This window comes from Stakelama marina, assembly GCF_018122655.1.
Lineage (GTDB): Bacteria > Pseudomonadota > Alphaproteobacteria > Sphingomonadales > Sphingomonadaceae > Sphingomonas > Sphingomonas marina.
Genome location: NZ_JAGRQC010000004.1, coordinates 103,603 through 124,755 on the forward strand (window position 1 = coordinate 103,603; position 21,153 = coordinate 124,755).

28 protein-coding genes are annotated in these 21,153 nt (G+C 63.9%); 18 read left to right on the forward strand and 10 right to left on the reverse strand.

The genetic code is table 11. The features are described from left to right. Positions 1-16 precede the first annotated feature (16 nt). A complete protein-coding gene (locus tag J7S20_RS13080; protein ID WP_284054692.1) occupies positions 17-1,906 on the reverse strand; it encodes a cation:proton antiporter in 1,890 nt (629 codons plus the stop codon). Positions 1,907-1,980: 74 nt separating this feature from the next. On the opposite strand from J7S20_RS13080, the gene J7S20_RS13085 reads away from it, so the two are divergent. Beyond that, positions 1,981-2,376 (forward strand): VOC family protein, encoded by a 396-nt coding sequence (locus J7S20_RS13085; protein ID WP_284054693.1) that lies wholly within the window; start codon positions 1,981-1,983, stop codon positions 2,374-2,376. 10 nt (positions 2,377-2,386) lie between these two features. On the opposite strand, the gene J7S20_RS13090 is transcribed toward J7S20_RS13085, so the two are convergent. From J7S20_RS13090 to J7S20_RS13110, 5 genes are all read right to left on the reverse strand, one after another. Continuing rightward, entirely contained in the window at positions 2,387-3,292 is a 906-nt protein-coding gene (locus J7S20_RS13090) for a glycoside hydrolase family 16 protein (protein ID WP_284054694.1), read from the reverse strand. Then, positions 3,289-3,816 (reverse strand): translation initiation factor IF-3, encoded by a 528-nt coding sequence (gene infC / locus J7S20_RS13095; RefSeq protein WP_284054695.1) that lies wholly within the window; start codon positions 3,814-3,816, stop codon positions 3,289-3,291. The genes J7S20_RS13090 and infC overlap by 4 nt, the downstream gene beginning before the upstream one ends. A gap of 124 nt (positions 3,817-3,940) precedes the next feature. Further along, on the reverse strand, positions 3,941-5,941 hold the full coding sequence (gene thrS / locus J7S20_RS13100) for a threonine--tRNA ligase (RefSeq protein WP_284054696.1): 2,001 nt from the start codon (positions 5,939-5,941) through the stop codon (positions 3,941-3,943). A 100-nt stretch (positions 5,942-6,041) separates the two neighbouring features. Beyond that, on the reverse strand, positions 6,042-6,686 hold the full coding sequence (locus tag J7S20_RS13105; RefSeq protein ID WP_284054697.1) for a TrmH family RNA methyltransferase: 645 nt from the start codon (positions 6,684-6,686) through the stop codon (positions 6,042-6,044). Between the two features lie 96 nt (positions 6,687-6,782). After that, entirely contained in the window at positions 6,783-7,604 is an 822-nt protein-coding gene (locus tag J7S20_RS13110; RefSeq protein ID WP_284054698.1) for an LD-carboxypeptidase, read from the reverse strand. A gap of 130 nt (positions 7,605-7,734) precedes the next feature. Between J7S20_RS13110 and J7S20_RS13115 the strand changes: the two genes are divergently transcribed. From J7S20_RS13115 to J7S20_RS13165, 11 genes are all read left to right on the forward strand, one after another. Further along, on the forward strand, positions 7,735-9,129 hold the full coding sequence (locus J7S20_RS13115; RefSeq protein ID WP_284054699.1) for a glutamate ligase domain-containing protein: 1,395 nt from the start codon (positions 7,735-7,737) through the stop codon (positions 9,127-9,129). An 85-nt stretch (positions 9,130-9,214) separates the two neighbouring features. Continuing rightward, positions 9,215-9,625, forward strand: a complete 411-nt coding sequence (locus tag J7S20_RS13120; RefSeq protein WP_284054700.1) for a hypothetical protein — start codon at positions 9,215-9,217, stop codon at positions 9,623-9,625. Next, the gene (locus J7S20_RS13125) at positions 9,622-9,834 is read left to right on the forward strand and encodes a helix-turn-helix transcriptional regulator (RefSeq protein ID WP_284054701.1); all 213 of its coding nucleotides are present in this window, start codon (positions 9,622-9,624) and stop codon (positions 9,832-9,834) included. Before J7S20_RS13120 ends, J7S20_RS13125 begins: the two co-directional genes overlap by 4 nt. Beyond that, positions 9,831-10,046 (forward strand): hypothetical protein, encoded by a 216-nt coding sequence (locus tag J7S20_RS13130; protein WP_284054702.1) that lies wholly within the window; start codon positions 9,831-9,833, stop codon positions 10,044-10,046. The genes J7S20_RS13125 and J7S20_RS13130 overlap by 4 nt, the downstream gene beginning before the upstream one ends. A gap of 1 nt (position 10,047) precedes the next feature. Continuing rightward, on the forward strand, positions 10,048-11,001 hold the full coding sequence (locus tag J7S20_RS13135) for an alpha/beta hydrolase (protein WP_284054703.1): 954 nt from the start codon (positions 10,048-10,050) through the stop codon (positions 10,999-11,001). A gap of 21 nt (positions 11,002-11,022) precedes the next feature. Beyond that, the gene (locus tag J7S20_RS13140) at positions 11,023-11,751 is read left to right on the forward strand and encodes an alpha/beta fold hydrolase (protein WP_284054704.1); all 729 of its coding nucleotides are present in this window, start codon (positions 11,023-11,025) and stop codon (positions 11,749-11,751) included. Then, positions 11,748-12,503: a tetratricopeptide repeat protein gene (locus J7S20_RS13145; protein ID WP_284054705.1), complete on the forward strand. Its 756-nt coding sequence runs from the start codon at positions 11,748-11,750 to the stop codon at positions 12,501-12,503. Before J7S20_RS13140 ends, J7S20_RS13145 begins: the two co-directional genes overlap by 4 nt. 64 nt (positions 12,504-12,567) lie before the next feature. Continuing rightward, a complete protein-coding gene (locus J7S20_RS13150; protein ID WP_284054706.1) occupies positions 12,568-13,020 on the forward strand; it encodes a VOC family protein in 453 nt (150 codons plus the stop codon). After that, positions 13,020-13,754 (forward strand): hydroxyacylglutathione hydrolase, encoded by a 735-nt coding sequence (gloB, locus tag J7S20_RS13155; protein WP_284054707.1) that lies wholly within the window; start codon positions 13,020-13,022, stop codon positions 13,752-13,754. The genes J7S20_RS13150 and gloB overlap by 1 nt, the downstream gene beginning before the upstream one ends. A gap of 42 nt (positions 13,755-13,796) precedes the next feature. Beyond that, the gene (locus J7S20_RS13160) at positions 13,797-14,195 is read left to right on the forward strand and encodes a hypothetical protein (protein WP_284054708.1); all 399 of its coding nucleotides are present in this window, start codon (positions 13,797-13,799) and stop codon (positions 14,193-14,195) included. An 11-nt stretch (positions 14,196-14,206) separates the two neighbouring features. After that, a complete protein-coding gene (locus J7S20_RS13165) occupies positions 14,207-14,623 on the forward strand; it encodes a hypothetical protein (protein WP_284054709.1) in 417 nt (138 codons plus the stop codon). 5 nt (positions 14,624-14,628) lie between these two features. On the opposite strand, the gene hslU is transcribed toward J7S20_RS13165, so the two are convergent. Beyond that, positions 14,629-15,927, reverse strand: coding sequence for an ATP-dependent protease ATPase subunit HslU (gene hslU, locus J7S20_RS13170; protein ID WP_284054710.1), 1,299 nt, complete (start codon positions 15,925-15,927; stop codon positions 14,629-14,631). A gap of 152 nt (positions 15,928-16,079) precedes the next feature. Between hslU and J7S20_RS13175 the strand changes: the two genes are divergently transcribed. Continuing rightward, a complete protein-coding gene (locus J7S20_RS13175) occupies positions 16,080-16,514 on the forward strand; it encodes a DUF1330 domain-containing protein (protein WP_284054711.1) in 435 nt (144 codons plus the stop codon). A gap of 2 nt (positions 16,515-16,516) precedes the next feature. On the opposite strand, the gene J7S20_RS13180 is transcribed toward J7S20_RS13175, so the two are convergent. Beyond that, a complete protein-coding gene (locus J7S20_RS13180) occupies positions 16,517-17,224 on the reverse strand; it encodes a Crp/Fnr family transcriptional regulator (RefSeq protein WP_284054712.1) in 708 nt (235 codons plus the stop codon). A gap of 66 nt (positions 17,225-17,290) precedes the next feature. On the opposite strand from J7S20_RS13180, the gene J7S20_RS13185 reads away from it, so the two are divergent. The 4 genes from J7S20_RS13185 to hslV all read left to right on the forward strand — a co-directional run bounded on the left by J7S20_RS13185 (position 17,291) and on the right by hslV (position 19,270). After that, positions 17,291-17,494: a hypothetical protein gene (locus J7S20_RS13185; RefSeq protein WP_284054713.1), complete on the forward strand. Its 204-nt coding sequence runs from the start codon at positions 17,291-17,293 to the stop codon at positions 17,492-17,494. Positions 17,495-17,679: 185 nt separating this feature from the next. After that, positions 17,680-18,219, forward strand: coding sequence for a glycoside hydrolase family 108 protein (locus J7S20_RS13190; protein WP_284054714.1), 540 nt, complete (start codon positions 17,680-17,682; stop codon positions 18,217-18,219). 24 nt (positions 18,220-18,243) lie between these two features. After that, positions 18,244-18,657 (forward strand): holin family protein, encoded by a 414-nt coding sequence (locus J7S20_RS13195; RefSeq protein WP_284054715.1) that lies wholly within the window; start codon positions 18,244-18,246, stop codon positions 18,655-18,657. Between the two features lie 61 nt (positions 18,658-18,718). Continuing rightward, positions 18,719-19,270: an ATP-dependent protease subunit HslV gene (gene hslV / locus J7S20_RS13200; RefSeq protein ID WP_284054716.1), complete on the forward strand. Its 552-nt coding sequence runs from the start codon at positions 18,719-18,721 to the stop codon at positions 19,268-19,270. 57 nt (positions 19,271-19,327) lie between these two features. Here hslV and J7S20_RS13205 read toward each other — a convergent pair whose 3' ends face one another. After that, positions 19,328-19,852, reverse strand: coding sequence for an energy transducer TonB family protein (locus tag J7S20_RS13205; RefSeq protein ID WP_284054717.1), 525 nt, complete (start codon positions 19,850-19,852; stop codon positions 19,328-19,330). Between the two features lie 385 nt (positions 19,853-20,237). Here J7S20_RS13205 and J7S20_RS13210 point away from each other — a divergent pair, with 385 nt between their 5' ends. Next, positions 20,238-20,651, forward strand: a complete 414-nt coding sequence (locus J7S20_RS13210) for an ExbD/TolR family protein (RefSeq protein WP_284054718.1) — start codon at positions 20,238-20,240, stop codon at positions 20,649-20,651. A gap of 197 nt (positions 20,652-20,848) precedes the next feature. Here the strand turns inward: J7S20_RS13210 and J7S20_RS13215 are convergent, their stop codons facing one another. Continuing rightward, positions 20,849-21,142 carry a GIY-YIG nuclease family protein gene (locus J7S20_RS13215; RefSeq protein ID WP_284054719.1) on the reverse strand — a complete coding sequence of 98 codons (294 nt, stop codon included), beginning with the start codon at positions 21,140-21,142 and terminating at the stop codon, positions 20,849-20,851. Positions 21,143-21,153: the final 11 nt, after the last annotated feature.

A 21,153-nucleotide genomic window follows, 5' to 3' on the forward strand; every position in this document is an offset into this window, starting at 1 on the left:
GGGCCGCGCGGTCTCCTCATTCGCTGTTCGCGTTTTTCTCCGCGTCGGCCTGCGCCTTGGCATCGGCGTTGGCCTTCGCCGCCTTCGCCTCTACCGCGCGCACGACATTGCGCGCCGCCTTTTCGGCTTCGGGCTCGGGCGGGATGAAGCTGATGACCTGATCGCCCTCCTCGACAAACGGCTTTTGTCGCGCGGAGAAGAACTCGATCTCGCCGTCCTCGTGCTGGACCGCGACTGCCTCTCCGCCTTCGTCGAGATTGGCGGTGAAATCGGAAAAGGTGAACTTTTCGGTGATGCGCGTGCGGCTGAACTCCCAGCCTTCGGCAATCAGGCGTTGCAGTTCGTCGACCGTGCGCTCGCTTTCGAGCAGCACGCGCCCGCGCGGCTTCACGCCGCCCTTCCGGGTGTCCGCCGCTGCGGTCTGGGTAAGGCGTTCGAATCCCATTTCGGGGCCGAGGTCGGCGCAGATCAGCGAATTATAGGCATCGTTGTCGCTTGCCGCGAGCAGTTGCTGGAACTCGCCGAGATCGAGATGGTCCTCGGTCACCTCGTCGAGCAGATCGCCGCGATAGACGTCAAGGTCCTGACGGCGAGGATTGCGCAGCGCGAAGGAGGAGCTGTCGGCAATCGTCACGCCATAGCCCAGCCCCTTCAGATAGACGCCGAACGCCGTCGTCCAGTCGTTCGCGCCGACGATCAGGATGTCCTCTCCCTTGCCGCGTTCGATGCCCAGCTGCTCGGCGACGAAACGTGCTGAAAAGCCGTGCGCGAGGATGGTCACGATGACCACCGCGAAGCTGAGCGGGACCAGCGCCTCGGCATCGGGAATGCCGTATTCGGACAGGCGAAAAGCGAACAGCCCGGTGATCGCGACGGCGACGATGCCGCGCGGCGCGATCCATGCGATGAACAGACGTTCGCGCCACGGCATCTTCGAAAAGAGCAGGCTGACGAGAACCGTCACCGGGCGCACCACGAACAGCAGCAGCACGAGGAAGATCAGGAACCGCGCGCGGAAGGCGGACAGCGTTTCCCAGTCGAGCGTTGCCGACAGGATCACGAACACGCCCGAGATCAGGAGGACGGTCAGATCCTCCTTGAACCGGCGCAGCAGATGCGTCGAATGGATCGGCCGGTTGGCCATCACCACGCCCATCAGCGTGACGGTAATCAGTCCGGTTTCATGCTTGATGATGTCGGCGACGACGAAGCCGGCGATGACGACGATCAGCAGCACCGGCGATTTCAGGAATTCGGGAACATAGCCGCGCGGGAACAGCCAGGTGACGGCATAGCCCAGCGCCACGCCGATCGCGCCGGCGGCCACGGTGGCGACGATGACATCCATGCCGACCTGCGCGATCCCCGCATCGGCGCCTTCATAGGTGATATAGCCGTAGATGAAGACCGCGAGCAGCGCGCCGATCGGGTCGTTGACGATCCCTTCCCAGCGCAGCGTATCGCCGACGCGCGCGGGCAGGCGCAGCGTTCGAAGCATCGGACCGATCACGGTGGGGCCGGTGACGACCAGAATGCCGCCGAACAGCATCGACACTTCCCAGCTCAACCCCGCACCGTAATGCGCCGCCCAGGCGCCGAGCAACCAGCCGAGCGGAACGCCGATCAGCACCAGCCGGGCCACCGCGGCACCGGCATGGCGCAGGTCGCGGAAATTGAGGCTTAGCCCGCCTTCGAACAGGATCACCGCGACCGCGAGCTTGATGATCGGTTCCTGAAGTTCGCCCAGGTCGCGCTCGGGCACGATGATGCCGAGCACGGGGCCGGCAATGACACCGGCGATCAGCATCAGCGCAATGGCCGGCCTGCCGGTGCGCCATGCAATCCATTGCGCGCCGATCCCGATGATGCCGATCAGCGCGAGTTTGACGAGAAGCGAATCAATCATGCGAGGGCAGGACTATCGGCTTTTTCGAAAAGGGGTTAGTCTTGCCTTGCCGGCACGGAACAGGGAGACGTGGCATGGGCGTAGTTGGCATCGGCGGCATCTTCTTTCGGTCGAAGGATCCAGAAGGCTTGTCGTCGTGGTATTCAGAACATCTGGACGTCGGTGCGGGTTGCACCGCCGAGGATGCGGGCGAACCCGAGGAATGGTTCTGGAAGACACAGGGCGGACCGGTGGTCTTCGCGCCGTTCAAGGCGGACACCGATTATTTTCCCGCCGACAAGGCGTTCATGCTGAACCTGCGCGTCCGCGATCTCGACGGGCTGCTCGAGAAGCTGGCGGCAGAGGGGATTGCGATCGAAACGCGCGCCGAGTGGGATTCGCCCGAGACCGGGCAATTCGCCCGCATCCACGATCCCGAAGGCAACGCCATCGAATTGTGGGAGCCGCCCGCGGGCAACGACGACGGCTGAGCGGCTGCGCTCAGCGATCGGCCTGCTGCCAGACGCGGACATAATCGACCGCCATGCTCGACGGGAATACGCTGTCGTCGATCCCTTTCTGGCCGCCCCAGTCGCCGCCGACCGCGACGTTGAGGATCAGATATTCGGGGTCGTCGAACGGCCAGCGTGCGGTGTCGCCGCTGCCATCATTGGCGAACCGCATATAGGCGTGACCATCGACGCCGATCAGGATTTGCTTCGGCGTCCACCAGAGCTGATATTTGTGAAACGCGCTGCACGCGTCCTTCACCGAAATCTGCGAGCCGATCTGTGTGCCGATAACGTGGTTATAGGCCTTGGTGTGGATCGTGCCGTGTATTTCGCCCTGATCGAAGCCGACATGCTCCATGATGTCGATCTCTCCGATCTCGGGCCAGGAAACGTCCTGCTTCGTGCCCAGCATCCAGATCGCGGGCCAGGTGCCGCGGCCGCAGGCGATCCTGGCCGAAATTTCGAAAAAGCCGTATTTCCATTGCTCGAGACCACGGGTGAGCAGGCGCGCGGACGTGTATTCCTGCCCGCCATAATCCTTCACCGTATCGGGATCGAGGGTCTCGTGGCGCGCGGTGATAATCAGCTTGCCGTCCTCGACCCGCGCATTTTCCGGTCGGTCGGCGCTGTAATATTGCTTTTCGTGATTGGCCCAGCCCTGCTTGTTGCGGGCGGTGTCGTACTGCCATTTGGCAGGATCGGGCAGGCCGGGCTTGTCGAATTCGTCGGACCAGACGAGGCGATAATCGTCCGGCACGGCGATCGGCAGGTCGACCGCGCCATTCTTGGCCGAAAGGCCGCTGTCGGGCAAATCCTGCGGCGCAGGGCTTGCCGCCGAGACAAGGAGCGGAGCCGCGCCCAGCGCGAGCGCCAGGACGCGGCTCGAACGCATCATTTGGGCGCCAGCACCATCAGCATCTGCCGGCCTTCCATGCGCGGATAGGCTTCGACCTTCGCGTCCTCGGCGCAATCCTCGGCGACGCGCTGGAGCAGCGCCATGCCGAGTTCGCCGTGCGAAAGTTCACGACCGCGAAAGCGCAACGTGACCTTCACCTTGTCGCCATCCCCGATGAACTTGTGCACGTTACGCATCTTGGTGTCGTAATCGTGATCGTCGATGTTCGGACGCATCTTGATCTCCTTGATCTCCTGCGTCTTCTGCGACTTGCGCGCGGCATTGGCCTTTTTCTGGGCCTCGTACTTGTACTTGCCGACATCGAGGAACTTGGCGACCGGCGGGTTGGCGTTGGGCGACACTTCGACGAGGTCGAGCCCGACATCGGCAGCCTGCTCCATCGCCTCGCGCGTGAACATCACGCCGAGATTTTCGCCTTCATGGTCGATCACGCGGACCTTCGGCGACTGGATGAACTCGTTGTACCGGGGGCCGTTCATCGGGGGTGGCGTGTTACGCCGCATAGGGGGTCGTATGTTGGTCTCTCCTGTCGAGATTGAAAAACTGAATCAGCAATATAAGCGATTCGCCGCAGCTTTTGAAGATGGCGGGGCTGCGGCGTAGCACAACGGGCGTTCCTTCCGCCGCTCAGCGCATGTCGGGCGGTGTTGCTTCGGTGGTCAGTTGCGCGAGCGCATCGTCGAGCGAAAGCACCTTCTGTTTCGCGCCTTCGCCGAGCTGGCGCAGCGCGACCGTGCCCTCCTCCGCTTCGCGCTTGCCGACGACGAGCAGGTTCGGAACCTTGGCGAGCGAGTGTTCGCGCACCTTGTAGTTGATCTTCTCGTTGCGCAGATCGACCTCGACGCGGATGCCCGCGGCGCGCAGCTTGGCGGCTACTTCTTTCGCATAATCATCGGCGTCGGACACGATCGTCGCGACGACCGCCTGCACAGGCGCGAGCCACAGCGGCAGCTTGCCCTCGAAATGCTCGATCAGGATGCCGATGAAGCGTTCATAGCTGCCGAAGATCGCGCGGTGGAGCATGATCGGGCGGTGGCGCTCGCCATCTTCCGCAACATAGGTCGCGTCTAGCCGGTCGGGCAGCACGCGGTCGGACTGGATCGTGCCGACCTGCCAGGTCCGCCCGATCGCGTCGGTCAGGTGCCATTCGAGCTTCGGCGCATAGAAGGCGCCTTCGCCGGGCAGTTCTTCCCAGCCATATTCCTCGGTCGCGAGCCCCGCTTCGACCACGGCGTTGCGCAGTTCCTCCTCGGCCTTGTCCCAGTCGGCGTCGGAGCCGAAGCGCTTGTCGGGGCGCAGTGCGAGCTTGATCGCGTATTTGAAGCCGAAATCGCGGTAGATGCGGTCGGCGAGTTCGCAAAAGGCGCGAACCTCGTCGACGATCTGGTCCTCGCGGCAGAAGATGTGCGCATCGTCCTGCGTGAACTGGCGCACGCGCATCAGGCCGTGCAGCGCGCCATGCGGCTCGTTGCGGTGGCAGCAGCCATTTTCATAGAGGCGCAAGGGAAGGTCGCGGTACGACTTGATGCCCTGTTTGAACACCAGCACATGCGCCGGGCAGTTCATCGGCTTGAGCGCCATCCAGTCGGCCTCGCCCGAGATGATCTCGCCCTCATCCTCGACATTGGGCACCTCGTCGGGGATGACGAACATGTTCTCGCGGTACTTGCCCCAATGGCCCGACTGTTCCCACTGGCGCGCGTCCATCACCTGCGGCGTCTTGATCTCGCGGTAGCCGGCGGCGTCGATCGCGCGGCGCATATAGGCCTCGAGCGCGCGCCAGATGACATACCCCTTGGGATGCCAGAAGACCGAACCGTGCGCTTCGGACTGAAGGTGGAACAGGTCCATCTCCGCGCCGACCTTGCGGTGGTCGCGCTTGGCGGCTTCCTCGAGCCGGTGGAGATGCGCGTCGAGCTGCTTCTTGTTGAGCCAGCCGGTGCCATAGATGCGCGTGAGCTGTGCATTGTTCTGGTCGCCGCGCCAGTAAGCGCCCGCCACACGCATCAGCTTGAACGCCTGCGGATCGAGCTTTCCGGTGCTCGCGAGATGCGGGCCGCGGCACATGTCGAGCCAGTCCTCGCCCGACCAGTAAACCGTCAGTTCCTCGCCCTCGGGCAGTTCGGCGGCCCATTCGGCCTTGAAGACCTCGCCGTCGGCCTTCCACTTGGCGATCAGGTCCTCGCGGTTCCAAACCTCTCGGCGAAGCGGTTTGTCGGCGCGGATGATTTCGCGCATTTTCTCTTCGATGGCGGGCAGATCGTCCATCGAAAAGGGGTCGCGGTCGGCGGGCGCCTTCACGTCGTAATAGAAACCGTCGTCGGTCGCCGGGCCGAAGGTGATCTGCGTGCCCGGCCACAGTGCCTGCACCGCCTCGGCCAGCACATGCGCATAGTCGTGGCGCACAAGCTCGAGCGCATCGGCCTCGTCGCGCGAGGTGATGAGTGCGAGTTCGGCATCGCCCTCGAGCGGGCGCATGATGTCGCGCACCTCGCCATCGACCTTGGCCGCCATCGCCGCCTTCGCAAGCCCCGGCCCGATCGCCGCCGCGATGTCCGCGGGGGTAGTCCCCGGCGCCACTTCCCGGACAGAACCGTCGGGCAGCGTGATCTTGAACATCTCGGACATGGGGTGGGGTTTCACCAGAAGCGTTGTTTGCGGAGCCGCGGCTTATGCCGCCGCAAGGGGTAGATAGGCAAGGGGAAGCGGGAGGGCGAGTCCCGAAAGGTTAATCCTCGCGGCTCATCACAGTCGGCAAGACGGTTTCCCTTTTTCCCTTCTTTCGACCACTACGGTACCGGCTCTGATATTCGCGGCGCTGTTTCGCTACCTCGTACAAAACGATGCCCGAACTCGTGGCGAGGTTCAGGCTCTCGATCATGCCGAACATTGGGATGCTTACGCACATCTCGCATCGTTCGACGGCCAGATCGGAAATGCCGCGGGTTTCGTTGCCGAACCAAACAGCAAGTTTCGTGTGTTCGGTGTAATCACCCTCATGCAGAAAAATGCTCTTTTTGCCTTTCACATGGGGCGAAGTAACGATCGATACGAAGCCATTCTTTTCGAGATGGTCGAGGCAGTCCTGTGTGTTGTCGAACCGTTTAAGAAACGTCCACTTGATCGCTGAGACAGACAGCTTCGAAAGCTTGGCCTCTTCGCGAAGTTCTTGCCAGTCGTCTGAAAGAACGTGCCTAGGATCAATCACATATACCTTCTCGACGCCCAAGGCGTTTACGTTCCTGATGGCGGTGCCGATGTTACGTGGGTTCTGGGGGTCTTCGATAACGGCAATCAGGTTTTTGCATTGGAAAGGCTTGATGGCATCCGCGCGCTGGCGTGCCGGCTTTTTCTCCAAGCTTAAATCGTTCACGGGCCAGCTTTCCTCTTATCGATTAACACCCATGCCTTACATTTCCTTCGCCCGCCATCATCGGGGGCTATGTCGGTCAGACGTTTCTCTGAATCGCTACGCCGCAACCACCCCGAACGGCACGACATGGTTGTCGGCGCTGTGGCCGACGCGGGCGCGGCCGAGATAGGGGACACCCATGTCGGCGCACCAGCGTTCGATCATGGCTTCGGGGGTCTCGCCCCAGGGCGGGTCGTTTTCCTGGATGTCGACGATTTCGCCGAGCCGCACGCCTGCGACGCCCTTTAGCTGCGTGGCGTTGGCCATTTCGAACAGCATGCGGTCGATGCGGTAGAGCGGTTCCGACACGTCCTCGATAATCAGCACATGGTCGGTCAGGTCGGGCAGCCAGGGCGTGCCGATCATGGTCGTCAGGATCGACAGGTTGAACGCGACCGAGGGGCGGCCATCGAGCCCCGGCTCGAGCGCGCGGGGATCGCGCGCGACCATCCATTCGAGCGGGCGACCGATGCACACGCCATTGTCCTTGCGCCCGATCTCGATCGGCATCGGTGCATGGACCGGATGACCGATGCGCCGGGCGTAGAGTGCGCCGAGCAAGAAGCCCATGTCCGAATAACCGACATACATCTTGTTGGCGGCGATCGTGCCCAGTTCGGGGATCACGGCATCGAGGATGCGGTTCGAGCCATAACCGCCGCGCGCGAACCAGATCGCGTCATATTGCGGGTCGTTGGCATATTCGAGAAAGGCCTGCGCGCGCACGTCGTCGGGGCCCGCGAAATGGCCGTCCTCCATGAAGCATTGCGGGTGAAAGCTGAGATCGACCGTGGGAAAGGCGAGCGCGGCGAATGCCGATGTCGCGGCGGCAACCTTTTCGTCGATCGGCCTTCCCGGTGCGACCACGCCGATTTGCATATTTCAACCATCCCGTTCGCTTCGAGCGAAGTCGGGAAGCGCATCCCGTCGCAAGCGTGTCTCGACTGCGCTCGACACCAACCGACAGGTCTCTTGCTCCCGCTTCGCAAACCGCCGATAGCGCGCAGCCATGGCAGATCGCAAATCCTGTTTCTTCGTCGGTATCGGCGGTAGCGGCATGATGCCGCTCGCGATGATCCTTGCGCAGCGCGGCTATGACGTCGCGGGTTCGGATCGTTCGCTCGACCAAGCACGGCTTCCGGCCAAGTTCGAAGCGCTCGAACGGCGTGGAATCCGGCTGTTCCCGCAGGACGGCAGCGGCATCACATCGCCCGACCAGATCGTCATCGCTTCGGCCGCGGTCGAGGACACGGTGCCCGACATGGTCGCCGCATCGCGCGTCGGGGCACAGCGGATGACGCGCGCCGAGATGCTCAGCCGGCTGTTCAACGAATCACCAGTGCGGATCGGCATTGCCGGCACCAGCGGCAAATCGACCGTCACCGGCATGATCGGCTGGATCCTTCATGAAACGGGCCGCGACCCGACGGTCATGAACGGCGCGGTGATGAAGAATTTCGCTTCGTCCGACGCGCCGTTCGCGAGTGCGTTGGTGGGTGAGGGCGATGCCTTCGTCAGCGAGGTCGATGAGAGCGACGGCTCGATCGCGCTCTACCGGCCGCAGGTGGCGGTGCTCAACAATGTCAGCCTCGATCACAAGTCGATGGACGAGCTGCGCACGTTGTTCGGTGATTTTATCGGCAAGGCGCAGACGGCGGTGGTCAACCTGGCCGATGCCGAGGCGGCTATGCTGGCGCAGGCGCTTCCGGGCGACCGGCTGCTCGGTTTTGCGGTCGAGGCCGAAGCGCCGCTGCGCGCAGACAGGTTGACGCCTGGTCGCTTCGGTATCGCATTCGATCTCACTGCGGCGGGCGAGACGCGACGGGTGACGCTGAACGTGCCCGGGCGCCACAATGTCGCCAACGCGCTTGCCGCCATCGGCGCGGCGCATGCGGCGGGCCTTCCGATTGCCGAGGCGGCCGAGGCAGTGCAGGGCTTTACCGGGCTCAAGCGCCGCTTCGAACTGGTCGGCGCGGCAAAAGACATCGCGGTAATCGACGATTTCGGCCACAACCCCGACAAGATCGCTGCCACGCTCGACACGCTGCACGCGTTCGACGGTCGCCTGCTGATCCTGTTCCAGCCGCACGGTTTCGGCCCGCTGAAGGTCATGCGACGCGAACTGGTGGCGATGTTCGCCGACAAGCTGGCGGCGGACGACGAACTCGTCCTGTGCGACCCCGCCTATTTCGGCGGCACCGTGACGCGCGAGGTGACCAGCGGGGACATCGTCGCCGACATCGCCGCGACCGGCAAGCATGCGCAGCACATCGCCGACCGTGCCGCCGCCGCCGCGCATGTCGTCGCCGAAGCGCGGCCCGGCGACCGAATCGTGGTGATGGGAGCGCGTGACGATACGCTGAGCCAGCTGGCGCAAAGCATGCTGGACGATTTGAACAAATAGCTTGTCGATATGGAAAGCATAGTTGACATGCGATGCGAATCGGATGTAAACGACCCTTGTCATTACAACAAGGGAGCTTTCCACCATGCGTACCGCAGCAGCCAAGCGCTATACCGTGCGCCTTGCCGTTACGATGATCGCCTATATCGGCATCCTCTTTACGGTATTGAGCTACATCCGGGGGTATGACCCGCAGGGTTCGCTGCGGGTGCTGCTTTCCCTGCTGCCCGCATTGCCGGTGATTGGCGCGATCGCGGTGATGGGCATCTATCTCATCGAGGAAACCGACGAGTTCATCCGCGCTCGCGTCGCGATGTCGATGCTGATCGGCACCGGTCTGGTGCTGTCGGTCGCCACGGTGCTGGGTTTTCTCCAGATCACCGACGTCGTCGGACAGGTCGAGGTATTCTGGGCCTTTCCGCTCTGGGCGATAGGCTGGGGCCTGACGCAATGCGTGCTCAATTTCCGCGACAGCCGCGCGGGAGGGGAAGCGTGAAGAACCGTCTCCGCGTGCTCCGCGCCGAGCGAGAGTGGAGCCAGCAGGACCTTGCCGACCGGCTCGAGGTGTCGCGCCAGAGCGTGAACGCCATCGAGAAGGGCCGCTACGATCCCTCGCTCCCGCTCGCCTTCAAGATCGCCGACCTTTTCGAGCTCACCATCGAACAGGTCTTTGTCAATCCGGCGATCGAGGGAAAGGAATCATGAACCGTCGCCACATCGGGGCGCGCCTCGCGCTCGCCGCGTTCGTCCCGATCTTCGCGATCGTCGTGACCGACCATCGCCCGGCGCAGATGCCGAGCCTCGCGGTCGGCGAACGGCATATCGAACTCGATCTGTCCGCTTTCGGTGCCCGCGCGCATTTTTCAACGAGCTTCGTTCGCGGTGTCGCGGACCACGCAAAATTCGAGAGGAACTGACATGACCCGAACCATCGCAATCGCACTGACCATGCTGCTCGCCCCCGCAACCGCACCGACGGCAATCGCCGGCCCGACCGCCGCTATGCCTGACGGCGCGGCGCGGACCGACCCGGTTGCCACGCAGCTCGATCACATCTCGGTCGCGACGATGGGCAAGGGCGATCCGGTCGTCCTGATCCCCGGCCTGTCGAGCCCGCGCGCGGTATGGGACGTCGTAGCCCCCGGCATTGCCAAGGGTCACAAGCTCTATCTGGTTCAGGTCAACGGCTTTGCCGGCGGCGATCCGCGCGGAAATCTCGACCCCGGCATCCTCGATGGCATCGTCGCCGACCTCCACGAATATATCGCGCGCAACAAGATCGAGGGCGCGGCAGTGGTCGGGCATTCGATGGGCGGGCTCGTCGCGCTGATGCTGGCCAAGGCGTATCCCGACGACGCAGGCAAGCTGATGATCGTCGATTCGCTGCCCTATGTTGGCGACATCTTCATGCCCGGTGCCACCGTCGCGCAGGTCGAACCACAGGCAAGGGCTATGCGCGACCAGCAGAAGGCGAGCTATGGCAAGCCCGCCGACGCGGCGAATGTCAAGGCGACCGCGATGGGCCTCGCGCTCAAGCCATCATCGCAGTCGACGGTGGCGCAGTGGTTCGAGGCCGCCGATCCCCGCGTGTCGGCACAGGCGATGTACGAGGACATGACCACCGATCTGCGCCCCGACATGGCGTCGATCGATACGCCGATCACGCTGGTCTATCCCTTGGTCCGACCGGATGCCGAAGGAGCGCGCCGACGCATTCTACCGCGCCGAATATTCAAAGGCGCCCGAGGTGACCTTCGTCGGCATCGGCGATGCCGCGCATTTTGTGATGCTCGATCAGCCGGCGGCGTTCACTGCGGCGGTCGATGCATTTCTGGCCGACTGAGCAAGGGCGGCCCTTTCGCGCCCACATGATTGCGCCTAGACGCTTCCGCCATGGCTGATACCGAAAACATGGCGGCACGGCTCGCCTATCACCGGACGGAGGGCGCGGGGCCGACGATCATCTTCCTGCCCGGCTATGCCTCGGACATGTCCGGGACCAAGGCGACTGCGCTGGAGGCATGGGCGAAGGAGCATGGACGCGCCTTCATCCGCTTCGATTATCGCGGCTGCGGAAAGAGCGAGGGCGCGTTCGAAGATCATACGCTCGCCGACTGGCGCGACGATGTGCTGACGGTCATCGACCAGCTTGCCGAGGGACCGGTCGTGCTCGTCGGATCGTCGATGGGCGGGTGGCTGATGCTCCTCGCGACGCTGGCCCGGCCCGAACGTGTAGCCGCACTGGTCGGCATCGCCGCGGCGCCCGACTTTACCGACTGGGGCTTCACCGCCGACCAGAAGATGACGATCCTGACCGAGGGACGGCTGGAAGAGGAATCGCCCTATTCCGACCAGCCGACGGTGACGACCAAGGCGTTCTGGGCATCGGGCGAGGCCAACCGGCTGATGTTCGGCGCCATCGACATCGACGCCCCGATTCGCCTGCTTCAGGGCATGGCGGATGCCGAAGTGCCGTGGAACCGGGCAACGCGGCTCGCCGAACTGATCCGTTCAGCCGATGTGCAGCTGACATTCGTAAAGGATGGCGACCACCGCCTGTCGCGCGAACGCGACATCGCGCTGCTGCTCCGCACCATAGAGGACCTGACCGCGCCGCAATGATCCTGCCGCTGCTGCTTGCCATTCAGACCAACGATATCGGGCCGCTGGTCACCGATCAGCAGCGCTATAGCGGCTGCATCCAGATGGCGGCGGAGAACCCGATCGGCGCGCAGTCGGTCGCGATGCACTGGCGCGATGCCGGGGGCGGCTTTCATGCTCTCCATTGCCTGGCCGTCGCCTATGCCAACGCCGAACAGTGGAGCGATGCGGCCGCTGCGTTCGGCGACGCGGCGGACGCCGCGCAGAATGCGCAGGATCGGGCCGCCGCCGGCCAGTTTCGCGCTCAGGCGGGCAATGCCTGGTTGCTGGCAGGCGATCCGGACAAGGCACGGATCGCGCTTGGTGCGGCGGTAACGGCGGGCGTGCTGCAGGGCGATCAACTCGCCAACGCGCATATCGACCTTGCCCGCGCAGAGGTAGCGCTTGGCGATTCCGCCACCGCGCGCACCGACCTCGATGCCGCGATCAAGGCGGCGCCGAACAATGCGCTCGCCTGGCTGTTGTCGGCAACGCTTGCGCGGCGCACCGGCGATATGCGGCGTGCGCAGCAGGACATCGCGGTGGCGAAGACCAAGGCCCCGCAGGACCCAGCGGTCTATCTGGAAGCGGGCAACATCGCCGCGCGGCTTTCCGACGAGGCGGAGGCGAAGGCGGCGTGGAACAAGGTCGTCGCGCTTGCGCCCGCTAGTCCGCAGGCGGCGTCGGCAAAAAATGCGCTTGCGCAGTTCGACGGGGCGCCTGCCGGACGCTGACCTTTCATCGCGCGCGCTCGCTGCCTATCTGGACCGAAAGCGACACCAGAGCGAAAGGCCAGCGATGAAATATCTCCACACCATGATCCGCGTCACCGACCCCGATGCGACGATCAAGTTCTTCGAATTGCTCGGCCTGAAGGAAGTGCGGCGTTTCGATGTAGAAAAAGCGCGCTTTACGCTGATCTTCCTCGCCGCCCCCGAAGATATCGAGAAGGAGGGCGAGCGGGCCCGTGCCGAGGTCGAGCTGACCTATAACTGGCCGCCAGAGGATGGCAGCGCCCCCGAAACCTATACCGGCGGGCGCAATTTCGGCCATCTGGCGTACCGCGTCGACAATATCTACGAGACGTGCCAGCGGTTGATGGATGCCGGGGTGACGATCAATCGTCCGCCGCGCGATGGGCACATGGCGTTTGTCCGCACACCCGACAACATCTCGATCGAACTGTTGCAGGACGGGCATCTCGAGCCGCAGGAACCCTGGGCGTCGATGCCGAATACGGGCGAATGGTGATGTCCGCGCTGGAGGTCGTCCGCATACCGGCGCTCAGCGACAATTATGTCTGGCTGGTCCATGACCCCGCCTCGCAAGAGACGGTGGTCATCGACCCGGCCGAGGCGCAGCCCGTGCTCGATGCGGCAAGCGAGCGCGGCTGGACGATCACCGCAATCTGGAACACGCATTGGCATCCCGATCATACTGGCGGGAATGCCGAGCTGAAAAAGGCGACCGGCGCCGCGGTAACGGGACCGGCGGCGGAAGCTGAACGTATCCCCACGCTCGACCACGGCGTGGGCGAGGGTGATGTCGTATCGATCGGCGAACACCGGGCGCGCGTGATGGAAGTGCCCGCGCATACCGCGGGGCACATCGCGTTTCACTTCGCCGACGATGCGGCGATCTTCGTCGGCGACACGCTGTTCGCGATGGGGTGCGGCCGCCTGTTCGAGGGCGATGCGGAGCAGATGTTCGCGAACATGCAGCGCTTCGCCGAACTCCCCGGCGAAACCATGGTCTATTGCGGTCACGAATATACCCAGGCGAATGGACGGTACGCATTGGCGGCCGAACCCGACAATGCCGCGATTCGGGAGCGGATGGTGCGCGTCGATGCGGCGCGGGCCAAAGGGGAGCCTACCGTGCCCACGACGATCGCCGACGAAATGGCGACGAACCCGTTCCTGCGCGCTTCGTCCGCTGCCGAACTTGCCGAGCGCCGGTCAGCAAAGGATAATTTCGCCGGCTGACGTGTTGGTGTAGAAATGCAGGGGAGCTTGAAGGAGATACCGATGAAGTATCTGGTCTTGCCGCTCGCCCTGGTCGCGACCGGCTGCGCACTGACGCCCGCACAGCAACAGCAACAGGCCGCCGCGGACGCCAAGCAACATGCTGAAATGTCGAAACAGCTTGCCGGGCTTACGCCGGGCAAACCGATCAGCTGCATCCGGATGCGGAGCGTCCAGCATGTCAAAACCTATCCGGGCACCATCCTGTTCAAGGTCTCGTCCTCGCGGATTTACCGCAACGACGTGTCGATGGGGTGCAATGCATCGCGCGACGATGTCCTGGTGACGCGCACCACGATGGCGCAATATTGCGCGGGCGATATCGTGCAATTGCAGGACCGCAACACCGGGATGATGACAGGCTCTTGCGGCCTGGGCGAATTCATCCCGTACACCAAATAGGAGGCGGCCCCGTGCGCACCATCCTTGTACTTGCCGCCCTTTCGACAGCATTGGCGGGATGCGCGATGTCGCCCGAGCAGGTGGCCGTGCAGAAGCGCGAACAGGCGAAGGAATTCGCCAGCACGCTCGACAACCGCGTTCCGACCAAGACCGAGGATTGCATCAATTCCTCGCTCGTCACCGGGCCGCAGATCATCGGCAACGATACGATCATCTACCGCGAGTCGGGACGGCGGCTGTGGGTGAGCAAGATCGAAGCGTGCCCCGCACTGCGCCCGCTGACGACCTTGATTGTCGAGCAATATGGCACGCAGCTATGCCGCCACGACCGGTTCCGGGTTCTCGAACCCGGTGCGACCATCCCGTCCGCCTATTGCACCTTCGGCACATTCACCGCCTATGACCGACCCGATGCCAAGGGCGGCTGAGCGCCTTACAGCACGTAACGGCTGAGATCGGCGTTGCGCGCGATACCCGAAAGCTGCTTGTCGACATAATCGGCGTCGATCGTCAGCGCTTCGCCGCTTCGTTCCTCGGCGTCGAAACTAATTTCCTCAAGCAGCTTTTCCATCACGGTCTGCAAGCGCCGGGCGCCGATATTCTCGACCTCCGCATTAACCTCTGCGGCTATTTTCGCGACCTGCTTGATGCCGGTATCGGTGAAATCGAGCGTGACGCCCTCTGTCCCGATCAGTGCCTTGTACTGCTGCGGAAGCGATGCGGTCGTGTCGGTAAGGATCGAGACGAAATCTTCCTCGGTCAGCGCCGACAGCTCGACGCGGATCGGAAGCCGTCCCTGAAGCTCGGGCAGCAGGTCGCTGGGCTTCGCGACATGGAATGCGCCGCTGGCGATGAAGAGGATATGGTCGGTCTTCATCGGGCCGTATTTGGTCGAAACCGTCGTTCCCTCGATCAACGGCAGCAGGTCGCGCTGGACGCCTTCGCGGCTCACCGATCCGCCGCGCACGTCGGAGACCGCGATCTTGTCGACCTCGTCGAGGAAGACGATGCCGTTGGCTTCCGCGTCGGCGAGCGCGACGCGGCTGACCTCGTCCTGGTCGAGGCGCTTTTCCGATTCCTCCTCGACCAGCTTTTCCCAGGCAGATTCGACCGTCAGCTTGCGGCGCTTCATCTGATGCTGGCCGAACGCCTTGCCCATCATGTCGCCGAGATTGATCATTCCTACCTGGCCGCCGCCGGGCATTTCGAACGGCATCTGCGGCGAGGCTTCGAGTTCGATCTCGATCTCCTTGCCCTCCAGATGACCGTCCTTCAGGCGCTGGCGGAACGCCTCGCGCGTCGCCTGGCTCGAATCCTTGCCGGTCAGCGCGTCGAGCAGGCGGTCGAAAGCCGCTTCCTCCGCCTTGTCCTTGATCGCGGCGCGGCGGCGATCCTTTTCGAGCCGGATCGCTTCTTCGACAAGGTCGCGCGCGATCTGTTCGACGTCGCGCCCGACATAGCCGACCTCGGTGAACTTGGTCGCCTCGACCTTGATGAAGGGCGCATCGGCGAGCTTGGCGAGGCGGCGCGAAATTTCCGTCTTTCCGCAGCCCGTCGGGCCGATCATCAGGATGTTCTTGGGCGTCACCTCGTCGCGAAGTTCGGGGGAAAGCTTCTGCCGGCGCCAGCGGTTCCTTAGCGCGACGGCGACCGCACGCTTGGCGTCTTTCTGTCCGATAATGTGGGAATCGAGTGCGGCGACGATCGCCTTGGGAGTCAGTTGATCTTGCATTGCTCTCTCGAAAGCGGCCCGGGAACGATGATCCCGGGCTCGTTACTGGTTGGCGGCGATATTGGGGGCATGGCGGTCCGTATCAACCATGCGGTTGCGCAAGGGCGCGGCTTCGGTCACCGTGGGCGCGAAATATCAGGGGAGAGGAAGCGATGACGCAGCGACATGTCGATCCCGAGCGCGAGGCGTTCGAAGCGTTCAAGCAACTGCCGCGCGATACGCCGATCGCGATGATAAACCTGATCCGTTATCGTGACCGGGCGGACTATCCGGCGGACCATGAATGTGCAGGGCAAGAGCTTTCGGGGGCGGATGCCTATCGAAACTATTCGCGCGCCAGCGGTCCGGTATTCGCGCGTGTCGGTGGCACGATCGCGTGGTCGGGAAAGCCCGAGGTGATGCTGATTGGTCCGGCCGAGGAGATGTGGGATGCGGCCTTTGTCGCCCATTATCCGAGCGCTGCCGCATTCCTGGAAATGGTCACCGACGAGGAATATCGCCGTGCCGTCGTCCACCGCCAGGCGGCTGTCGAGACGTCGCGCCTGATCCGCTGCGCACCGCGCGATGGTGAAAAGGGGTTCGGCTGAACCTAGTCGAGATACAGATAGCTCGGATCGAAATCGGCGAACGCGCACAAGCCCTCGCGATCATGAACCCGCACATATTGCTCGCGGAAATCGGCCAGCTTGCGTTCGCGAAGCTCACGCAGCATCCGGTTGGTGTGAACCGGCGTCAGTCCGACCGCGTCGGCAAGGTCGATCTGGGTCATCGGTAGCGCAAAGCCGCCGGCATCCGCCCGTTCGATCCTTTCGAGCCGAAGTTGCAGTTCGCATAGCAGATGCGCGATGCGGACCGCCGCGCTGCGCGCGCCGACCGATACCAGCCATTCGCGGTTGATCGCGGCATCGACCAGTGTCGATTTCCAGAGCAGTTCGGTCAGGGTTGGCGATTTCGCGGTGATGTCGCGTATCGCCTCGTGCGGAAAGATCGCGATTTCGACATCGGTCGATGCCGCGACCGAATGTTCGAGATGCTTGAGCGGATAGCTGTGCAGATCGACGAAATCACCCGGCACATGAAAGGCGAGAATCTGCCGCCGCCCGTCCGAGGTGTCCTTGAAGCGGTGAATGAATCCGTCGAGCAGCAGCGTACATTGTTTCAGCGGCACGCCTTCGCGCACGATAATCTGCCGCGCGGACATCTTCAGCGTCCTGCCGACCGCGTTTTCGAGAATAGACCGATCGTCGGCTGTCAGCACCGGCGTGCGGTGCGTGCGCAAGAAATCCGTTGTGATCATGCTCCCGCCCCGATGGAACGTTTCAATTAGCTTCCCCGTTTCAGTCTTCTACAGCCGGAGTTGGATATGTCCACGCGAAAGCCGAGCGATAAGCCTCTAAACGCGCAGGCCGAAAAGGGCGAGGTGCTGGTCGACGGGCCGGACGGCGCGGCGAACTCGTTCACCCCCGACGCCGCTTCGACATCGGCCGGTCGTATCGCCAGGGCGGCGGGCAAGGCTGCGGACCAGCGCGACGAGGACGATAAAAGGCGCGACCGCGAGTCCGACTGAGCTGGTCGCTCACTTCCAACTTTCGCTCATCTTCCAAGCCGTATCTTGCGTTTCGGCGGCTGCCGAAGAGCTGGCGGCGTTATGCCCGGGTGGGAAATGTTCGCAGCGATCTGCCGGGTATGGGCCAAATCCCCTTTCCTACAACGAACCAATATGGTTATAGCGCGAATCATGGGGAGGGCGCTATGGCTGTGGACAGGCTGATCGACGACGTAATCGAACGAGAGGGCGGTTTCGTAGATGACGCCAGCGATGCGGGTGGCCGGACGCGCTGGGGGATCAGCGAAGCGGTTGCGCGTGCCGAGGGTTATTCGGGCGATATGCGGCGTCTGCCGCGCGCGACGGCAGTCGAAATCTACCGTCGTCGCTATTGGGAGGCACCGCACCTGGATGCCGTCGCGGCGCATGCGCCCCGGCTGGCCGAGGAGCTGTTCGATACCGGGGTGAATATGGGGCCGGCAGTGGCGGTGAGCTTCGTGCAACGCGCGCTCAACGCGCTCAATCGCGGTGCGCGCGATTATGCCGATATCGCGGTCGATGGCCGGGTGGGACCGAACACGCTCGCCGCGCTCGACGAGTTTCTGGCCACGCGCGGAAGCTGTGGCGAGCAGGTGCTGGTCAAGGCGGTCGATGCGCTTCAAGGCGCCCGCTATCTGCGCCTGGCCGAACGACGTCCGGCCAACGAAGCGTTCCTATATGGCTGGCTTGCGAACCGTATTGGATAGATGATGGCTTCAAGGGGTGGAGACATGGGATTGCTGGGCGATATCATCGGGCCGATCGCGGGACTGATCGACAAAATCATCCCCGATCCGAAAGCGCGCGACGCGGCAAAGCTCGAGCTGCTGAAGCTGCAGGGCGGGCAGGAGATGGAGGCGCTGAAGACGCAGATGTCGGCGATCGTCGCCGAGGCGAATTCGGCCGATCCGTGGACCAGCCGCGCACGGCCGAGCTTTCTCTACGTCATGTACGCGCTGCTCCTCTGGGCGATCCCGATGGGGCTTATCGCCGCGGTTCAGCCCGACACGGCGCAGGCGATCGCGCACGGCATGAACGCCTATCTGGCGGGTATTCCCGAGCCGCTCTACGCGCTCTTCGGCACCGGCTATCTGGGCTATACCGCCGCGCGGCAATGGGGGAAGGTCAAGGGCGTCGAGAAATAGCGCACGCCGGAGATCGGGTGCGGGGGTTTCATCCCCCCGCGCCACCGCCCATATGGCGGGGATGAGCAAGACGACATCGTGGCACGGCACGACCATTCTTTCCGTGCGCACCGGGGGCAAAGTGGTGATCGCCGGCGACGGCCAGGTCACCGCCGGCCAGACCATCATGAAGCCCAATGCCAGGAAGGTTCGCCCGCTGGGCGACGGCGACGTGATCGCCGGGTTCGCGGGTGCCACCGCCGACGCCTTCACGCTGTTCGAGCGGCTGGAGGGCAAGCTGGAGCGGCATCAGGGCCAGTTACTGCGCGCCGCCGTAGAACTCGCCAAGGACTGGCGCACCGACAAATACCTGCGCAATCTTGAGGCGATGCTGATCGTCGCCGACAAGAACATCACGCTGGTCGTGACGGGCAATGGCGACGTGCTGGAACCCGAAGGCGGGATTGCGGCGATTGGTTCCGGCGGCAACTATGCGCTCGCCGCCGCGCGCGCGCTGGTCGAATATGAAAACGATGCCGAGACGCTGTGCCGGAAGGCGATGAAGATCGCCGCCGATGTGTGCGTCTATACCAACGACCAGCTGACGGTGGAGATGCTCGACAGCGAGGACTGATCGCGTGACGCCCGGGGCGGCGCGGCGAACCGCGGCCGCCCCGGGAACCAGCCCCCATCAGCCGGCCGGGACCAGACCGACCATCGCTGTCACCTGCTCGCCCGACCGCGCTGCACGCGAAGCCCAGTCGCGATTGGCGCGGTCGCCATCGCGTTGTAGCTTGCGCAACTGCCGGTCCCGGCCTTCCTCGCTGTTCGCGAACAGGATTACCGCAGAAAAGCGCTGTTGCGGCGTCGCCCCGCGCGGCAGCGGATGTAGCGTGCGGATACGCTCGACCGCTCGGACTGCCGCCCGATCGAGCGCGGCATTTTTCGACGACCGGGCAATCACGGCATTTGCCGGCCGCCCGTCCTCGCTGCACAGAAAGTGGACGGTGACGATGCCCTGGTCGGGTTCGCGGCCGAACAGCGTTCGGGGATAGTATAGATGCCGTTCGAGTTCGCGCGACGTGGCAGCGGCCCATTGCGTTACCTCGGGTTGCGCCGTCACGACCATCTGGGAGCTATCCTGTCCGCTCGCCATGCCGACCGGAAGCACGCAAGCAAAGCCCGCCGCGAGCGCGGCGCTCTTGAGCATATTCATCGCCATTTCCTTTTCGAGAGCAAATGAACGGCGCAGGACTCCGCGATTCCTTTTCAGGGTAGTCTCGCGTCGCTGTTCATGGTGAGGGATCGACTGTCCCGAACCCTCACCCGCGATAATAGGCCCGGCGGCCATGCGGCCCCAAAGCGAAGGTGCGAAGCGAGCGAATATTGCGCCGTGTCGTGCCAAAGCGGCTCTTCAATGTCGGATCGGTACAATGCCACCGGGCCTGCCGCTATCGACTCGCGTCGTGGTAGTCGCGAGGTGGGAAGGGCCAGTTATTCTGGGTGCGGAAGCGCAGGTCGCATGCGTCCGTGCGCGGCCCATACTTGCCAGCGATGCGCATTTGTGATGGTATCACATCACCATAGCGAGGAGAGTGCCAATGCGCCGTTTCGCCACCACCGCTCCGGCGGCCGATCTGCAACCGATCCAAGGCATCAACACCACGCCGCTGATCGACGTCATGCTGGTCCTGCTCGTGATGTTCATCCTCGCCGTCCCCGCCGCGATGCACGAGGTGCCGGTCAACCTGCCGCAGCCCGCCCCGGCGAGCGACCCGGTCCGCCATCTGCTCGCCATCGACCGCGGCGGCGCGATGAGGCTCGACGGCGCCGCGCTCAGCGATGCCGCGCTGGCGACGCGGTTGCCGGCGATCGCGGACGACCCACAGGCGCTGCTGGTGCTGAAGACCGATCCGGAGGCGCGCTACGAACGCTTCGATCAGGTGCTGGCGGGCATCAAGCGCGCCGGCATCACCCGGCTGGGCTTCGAAGGCAATCGCGATCTGGCCTGGTAAGCCCGTCGCCCCTGCGCAGGCTGGGGCCCATGTCTGTAGCCGTGTAGCAGGCGGTTGGCGGTTCGAAGTGCCCGTTCCGATCCCGCCGATCCGTGCCGCTGCGATGCGCATTGCCCCGAGCGGGGGCGATCGCCGCACCCGCCCTGGCTGCCCGCACCAGCGATAGGCCCCTGCCTGCGCAGGGGCGACGCGATGGGTCAGGCGTTGAGGTCGTCCCACAGGTTGCGCCAGTCGGGATTCTGACGGCCGATCAGGTTGAGCTTCCAGCCGCGTTTCCAGCGCTTGAGCGCCCTTTCGCGGGCGATGGCTTCCGCGATCGTCGGATGCGGCTCGAGATGGACGAGGCGGGTGGGGCCGTGCTCGCGGCAGAAGGCGGGGCCGGTGCCGCTGCGATGCTGATGGATGCGCGCGGCCGGATCGGCGGTGACGCCGATATACAGCGTCCCGCTCGGCCCGTTCGTCATGATGTACACGAACCCGCCCCGATCCACCGGCCATCCCC

Bases quoted from the DNA above. Each gene is read 5' to 3' on its own strand.
- J7S20_RS13130 (WP_284054702.1), top strand. From the start codon at position 9,831: ATGAACCGTCGCCACATCGGGGCGCGCCTCGCGCTCGCCGCGTTCGTC.
- J7S20_RS13205 (WP_284054717.1), bottom strand. From the start codon at position 19,852: ATGAATATGCTCAAGAGCGCCGCGCTCGCGGCGGGCTTTGCTTGCGTG.
- J7S20_RS13150 (WP_284054706.1), top strand. From the start codon at position 12,568: ATGAAATATCTCCACACCATGATCCGCGTCACCGACCCCGATGCGACG.
- J7S20_RS13185 (WP_284054713.1), top strand. From the start codon at position 17,291: ATGTCCACGCGAAAGCCGAGCGATAAGCCTCTAAACGCGCAGGCCGAA.
- J7S20_RS13160 (WP_284054708.1), top strand. From the start codon at position 13,797: ATGAAGTATCTGGTCTTGCCGCTCGCCCTGGTCGCGACCGGCTGCGCA.
- J7S20_RS13140 (WP_284054704.1), top strand. From the start codon at position 11,023: ATGGCTGATACCGAAAACATGGCGGCACGGCTCGCCTATCACCGGACG.
- infC (WP_284054695.1), bottom strand. From the start codon at position 3,816: ATGCGGCGTAACACGCCACCCCCGATGAACGGCCCCCGGTACAACGAG.
- J7S20_RS13080 (WP_284054692.1), bottom strand. From the start codon at position 1,906: ATGATTGATTCGCTTCTCGTCAAACTCGCGCTGATCGGCATCATCGGG.
- J7S20_RS13175 (WP_284054711.1), top strand. From the start codon at position 16,080: ATGACGCAGCGACATGTCGATCCCGAGCGCGAGGCGTTCGAAGCGTTC.
- J7S20_RS13180 (WP_284054712.1), bottom strand. From the start codon at position 17,224: ATGATCACAACGGATTTCTTGCGCACGCACCGCACGCCGGTGCTGACA.
- J7S20_RS13195 (WP_284054715.1), top strand. From the start codon at position 18,244: ATGGGATTGCTGGGCGATATCATCGGGCCGATCGCGGGACTGATCGAC.
- thrS (WP_284054696.1), bottom strand. From the start codon at position 5,941: ATGTCCGAGATGTTCAAGATCACGCTGCCCGACGGTTCTGTCCGGGAA.
- J7S20_RS13115 (WP_284054699.1), top strand. From the start codon at position 7,735: ATGGCAGATCGCAAATCCTGTTTCTTCGTCGGTATCGGCGGTAGCGGC.
- J7S20_RS13210 (WP_284054718.1), top strand. From the start codon at position 20,238: ATGCGCCGTTTCGCCACCACCGCTCCGGCGGCCGATCTGCAACCGATC.
- gloB (WP_284054707.1), top strand. From the start codon at position 13,020: ATGTCCGCGCTGGAGGTCGTCCGCATACCGGCGCTCAGCGACAATTAT.
- hslU (WP_284054710.1), bottom strand. From the start codon at position 15,927: ATGCAAGATCAACTGACTCCCAAGGCGATCGTCGCCGCACTCGATTCC.
- J7S20_RS13090 (WP_284054694.1), bottom strand. From the start codon at position 3,292: ATGATGCGTTCGAGCCGCGTCCTGGCGCTCGCGCTGGGCGCGGCTCCG.
- J7S20_RS13135 (WP_284054703.1), top strand. From the start codon at position 10,048: ATGACCCGAACCATCGCAATCGCACTGACCATGCTGCTCGCCCCCGCA.
- J7S20_RS13120 (WP_284054700.1), top strand. From the start codon at position 9,215: ATGCGTACCGCAGCAGCCAAGCGCTATACCGTGCGCCTTGCCGTTACG.
- J7S20_RS13190 (WP_284054714.1), top strand. From the start codon at position 17,680: ATGGCTGTGGACAGGCTGATCGACGACGTAATCGAACGAGAGGGCGGT.
- hslV (WP_284054716.1), top strand. From the start codon at position 18,719: ATGAGCAAGACGACATCGTGGCACGGCACGACCATTCTTTCCGTGCGC.
- J7S20_RS13145 (WP_284054705.1), top strand. From the start codon at position 11,748: ATGATCCTGCCGCTGCTGCTTGCCATTCAGACCAACGATATCGGGCCG.
- J7S20_RS13110 (WP_284054698.1), bottom strand. From the start codon at position 7,604: ATGCAAATCGGCGTGGTCGCACCGGGAAGGCCGATCGACGAAAAGGTT.
- J7S20_RS13085 (WP_284054693.1), top strand. From the start codon at position 1,981: ATGGGCGTAGTTGGCATCGGCGGCATCTTCTTTCGGTCGAAGGATCCA.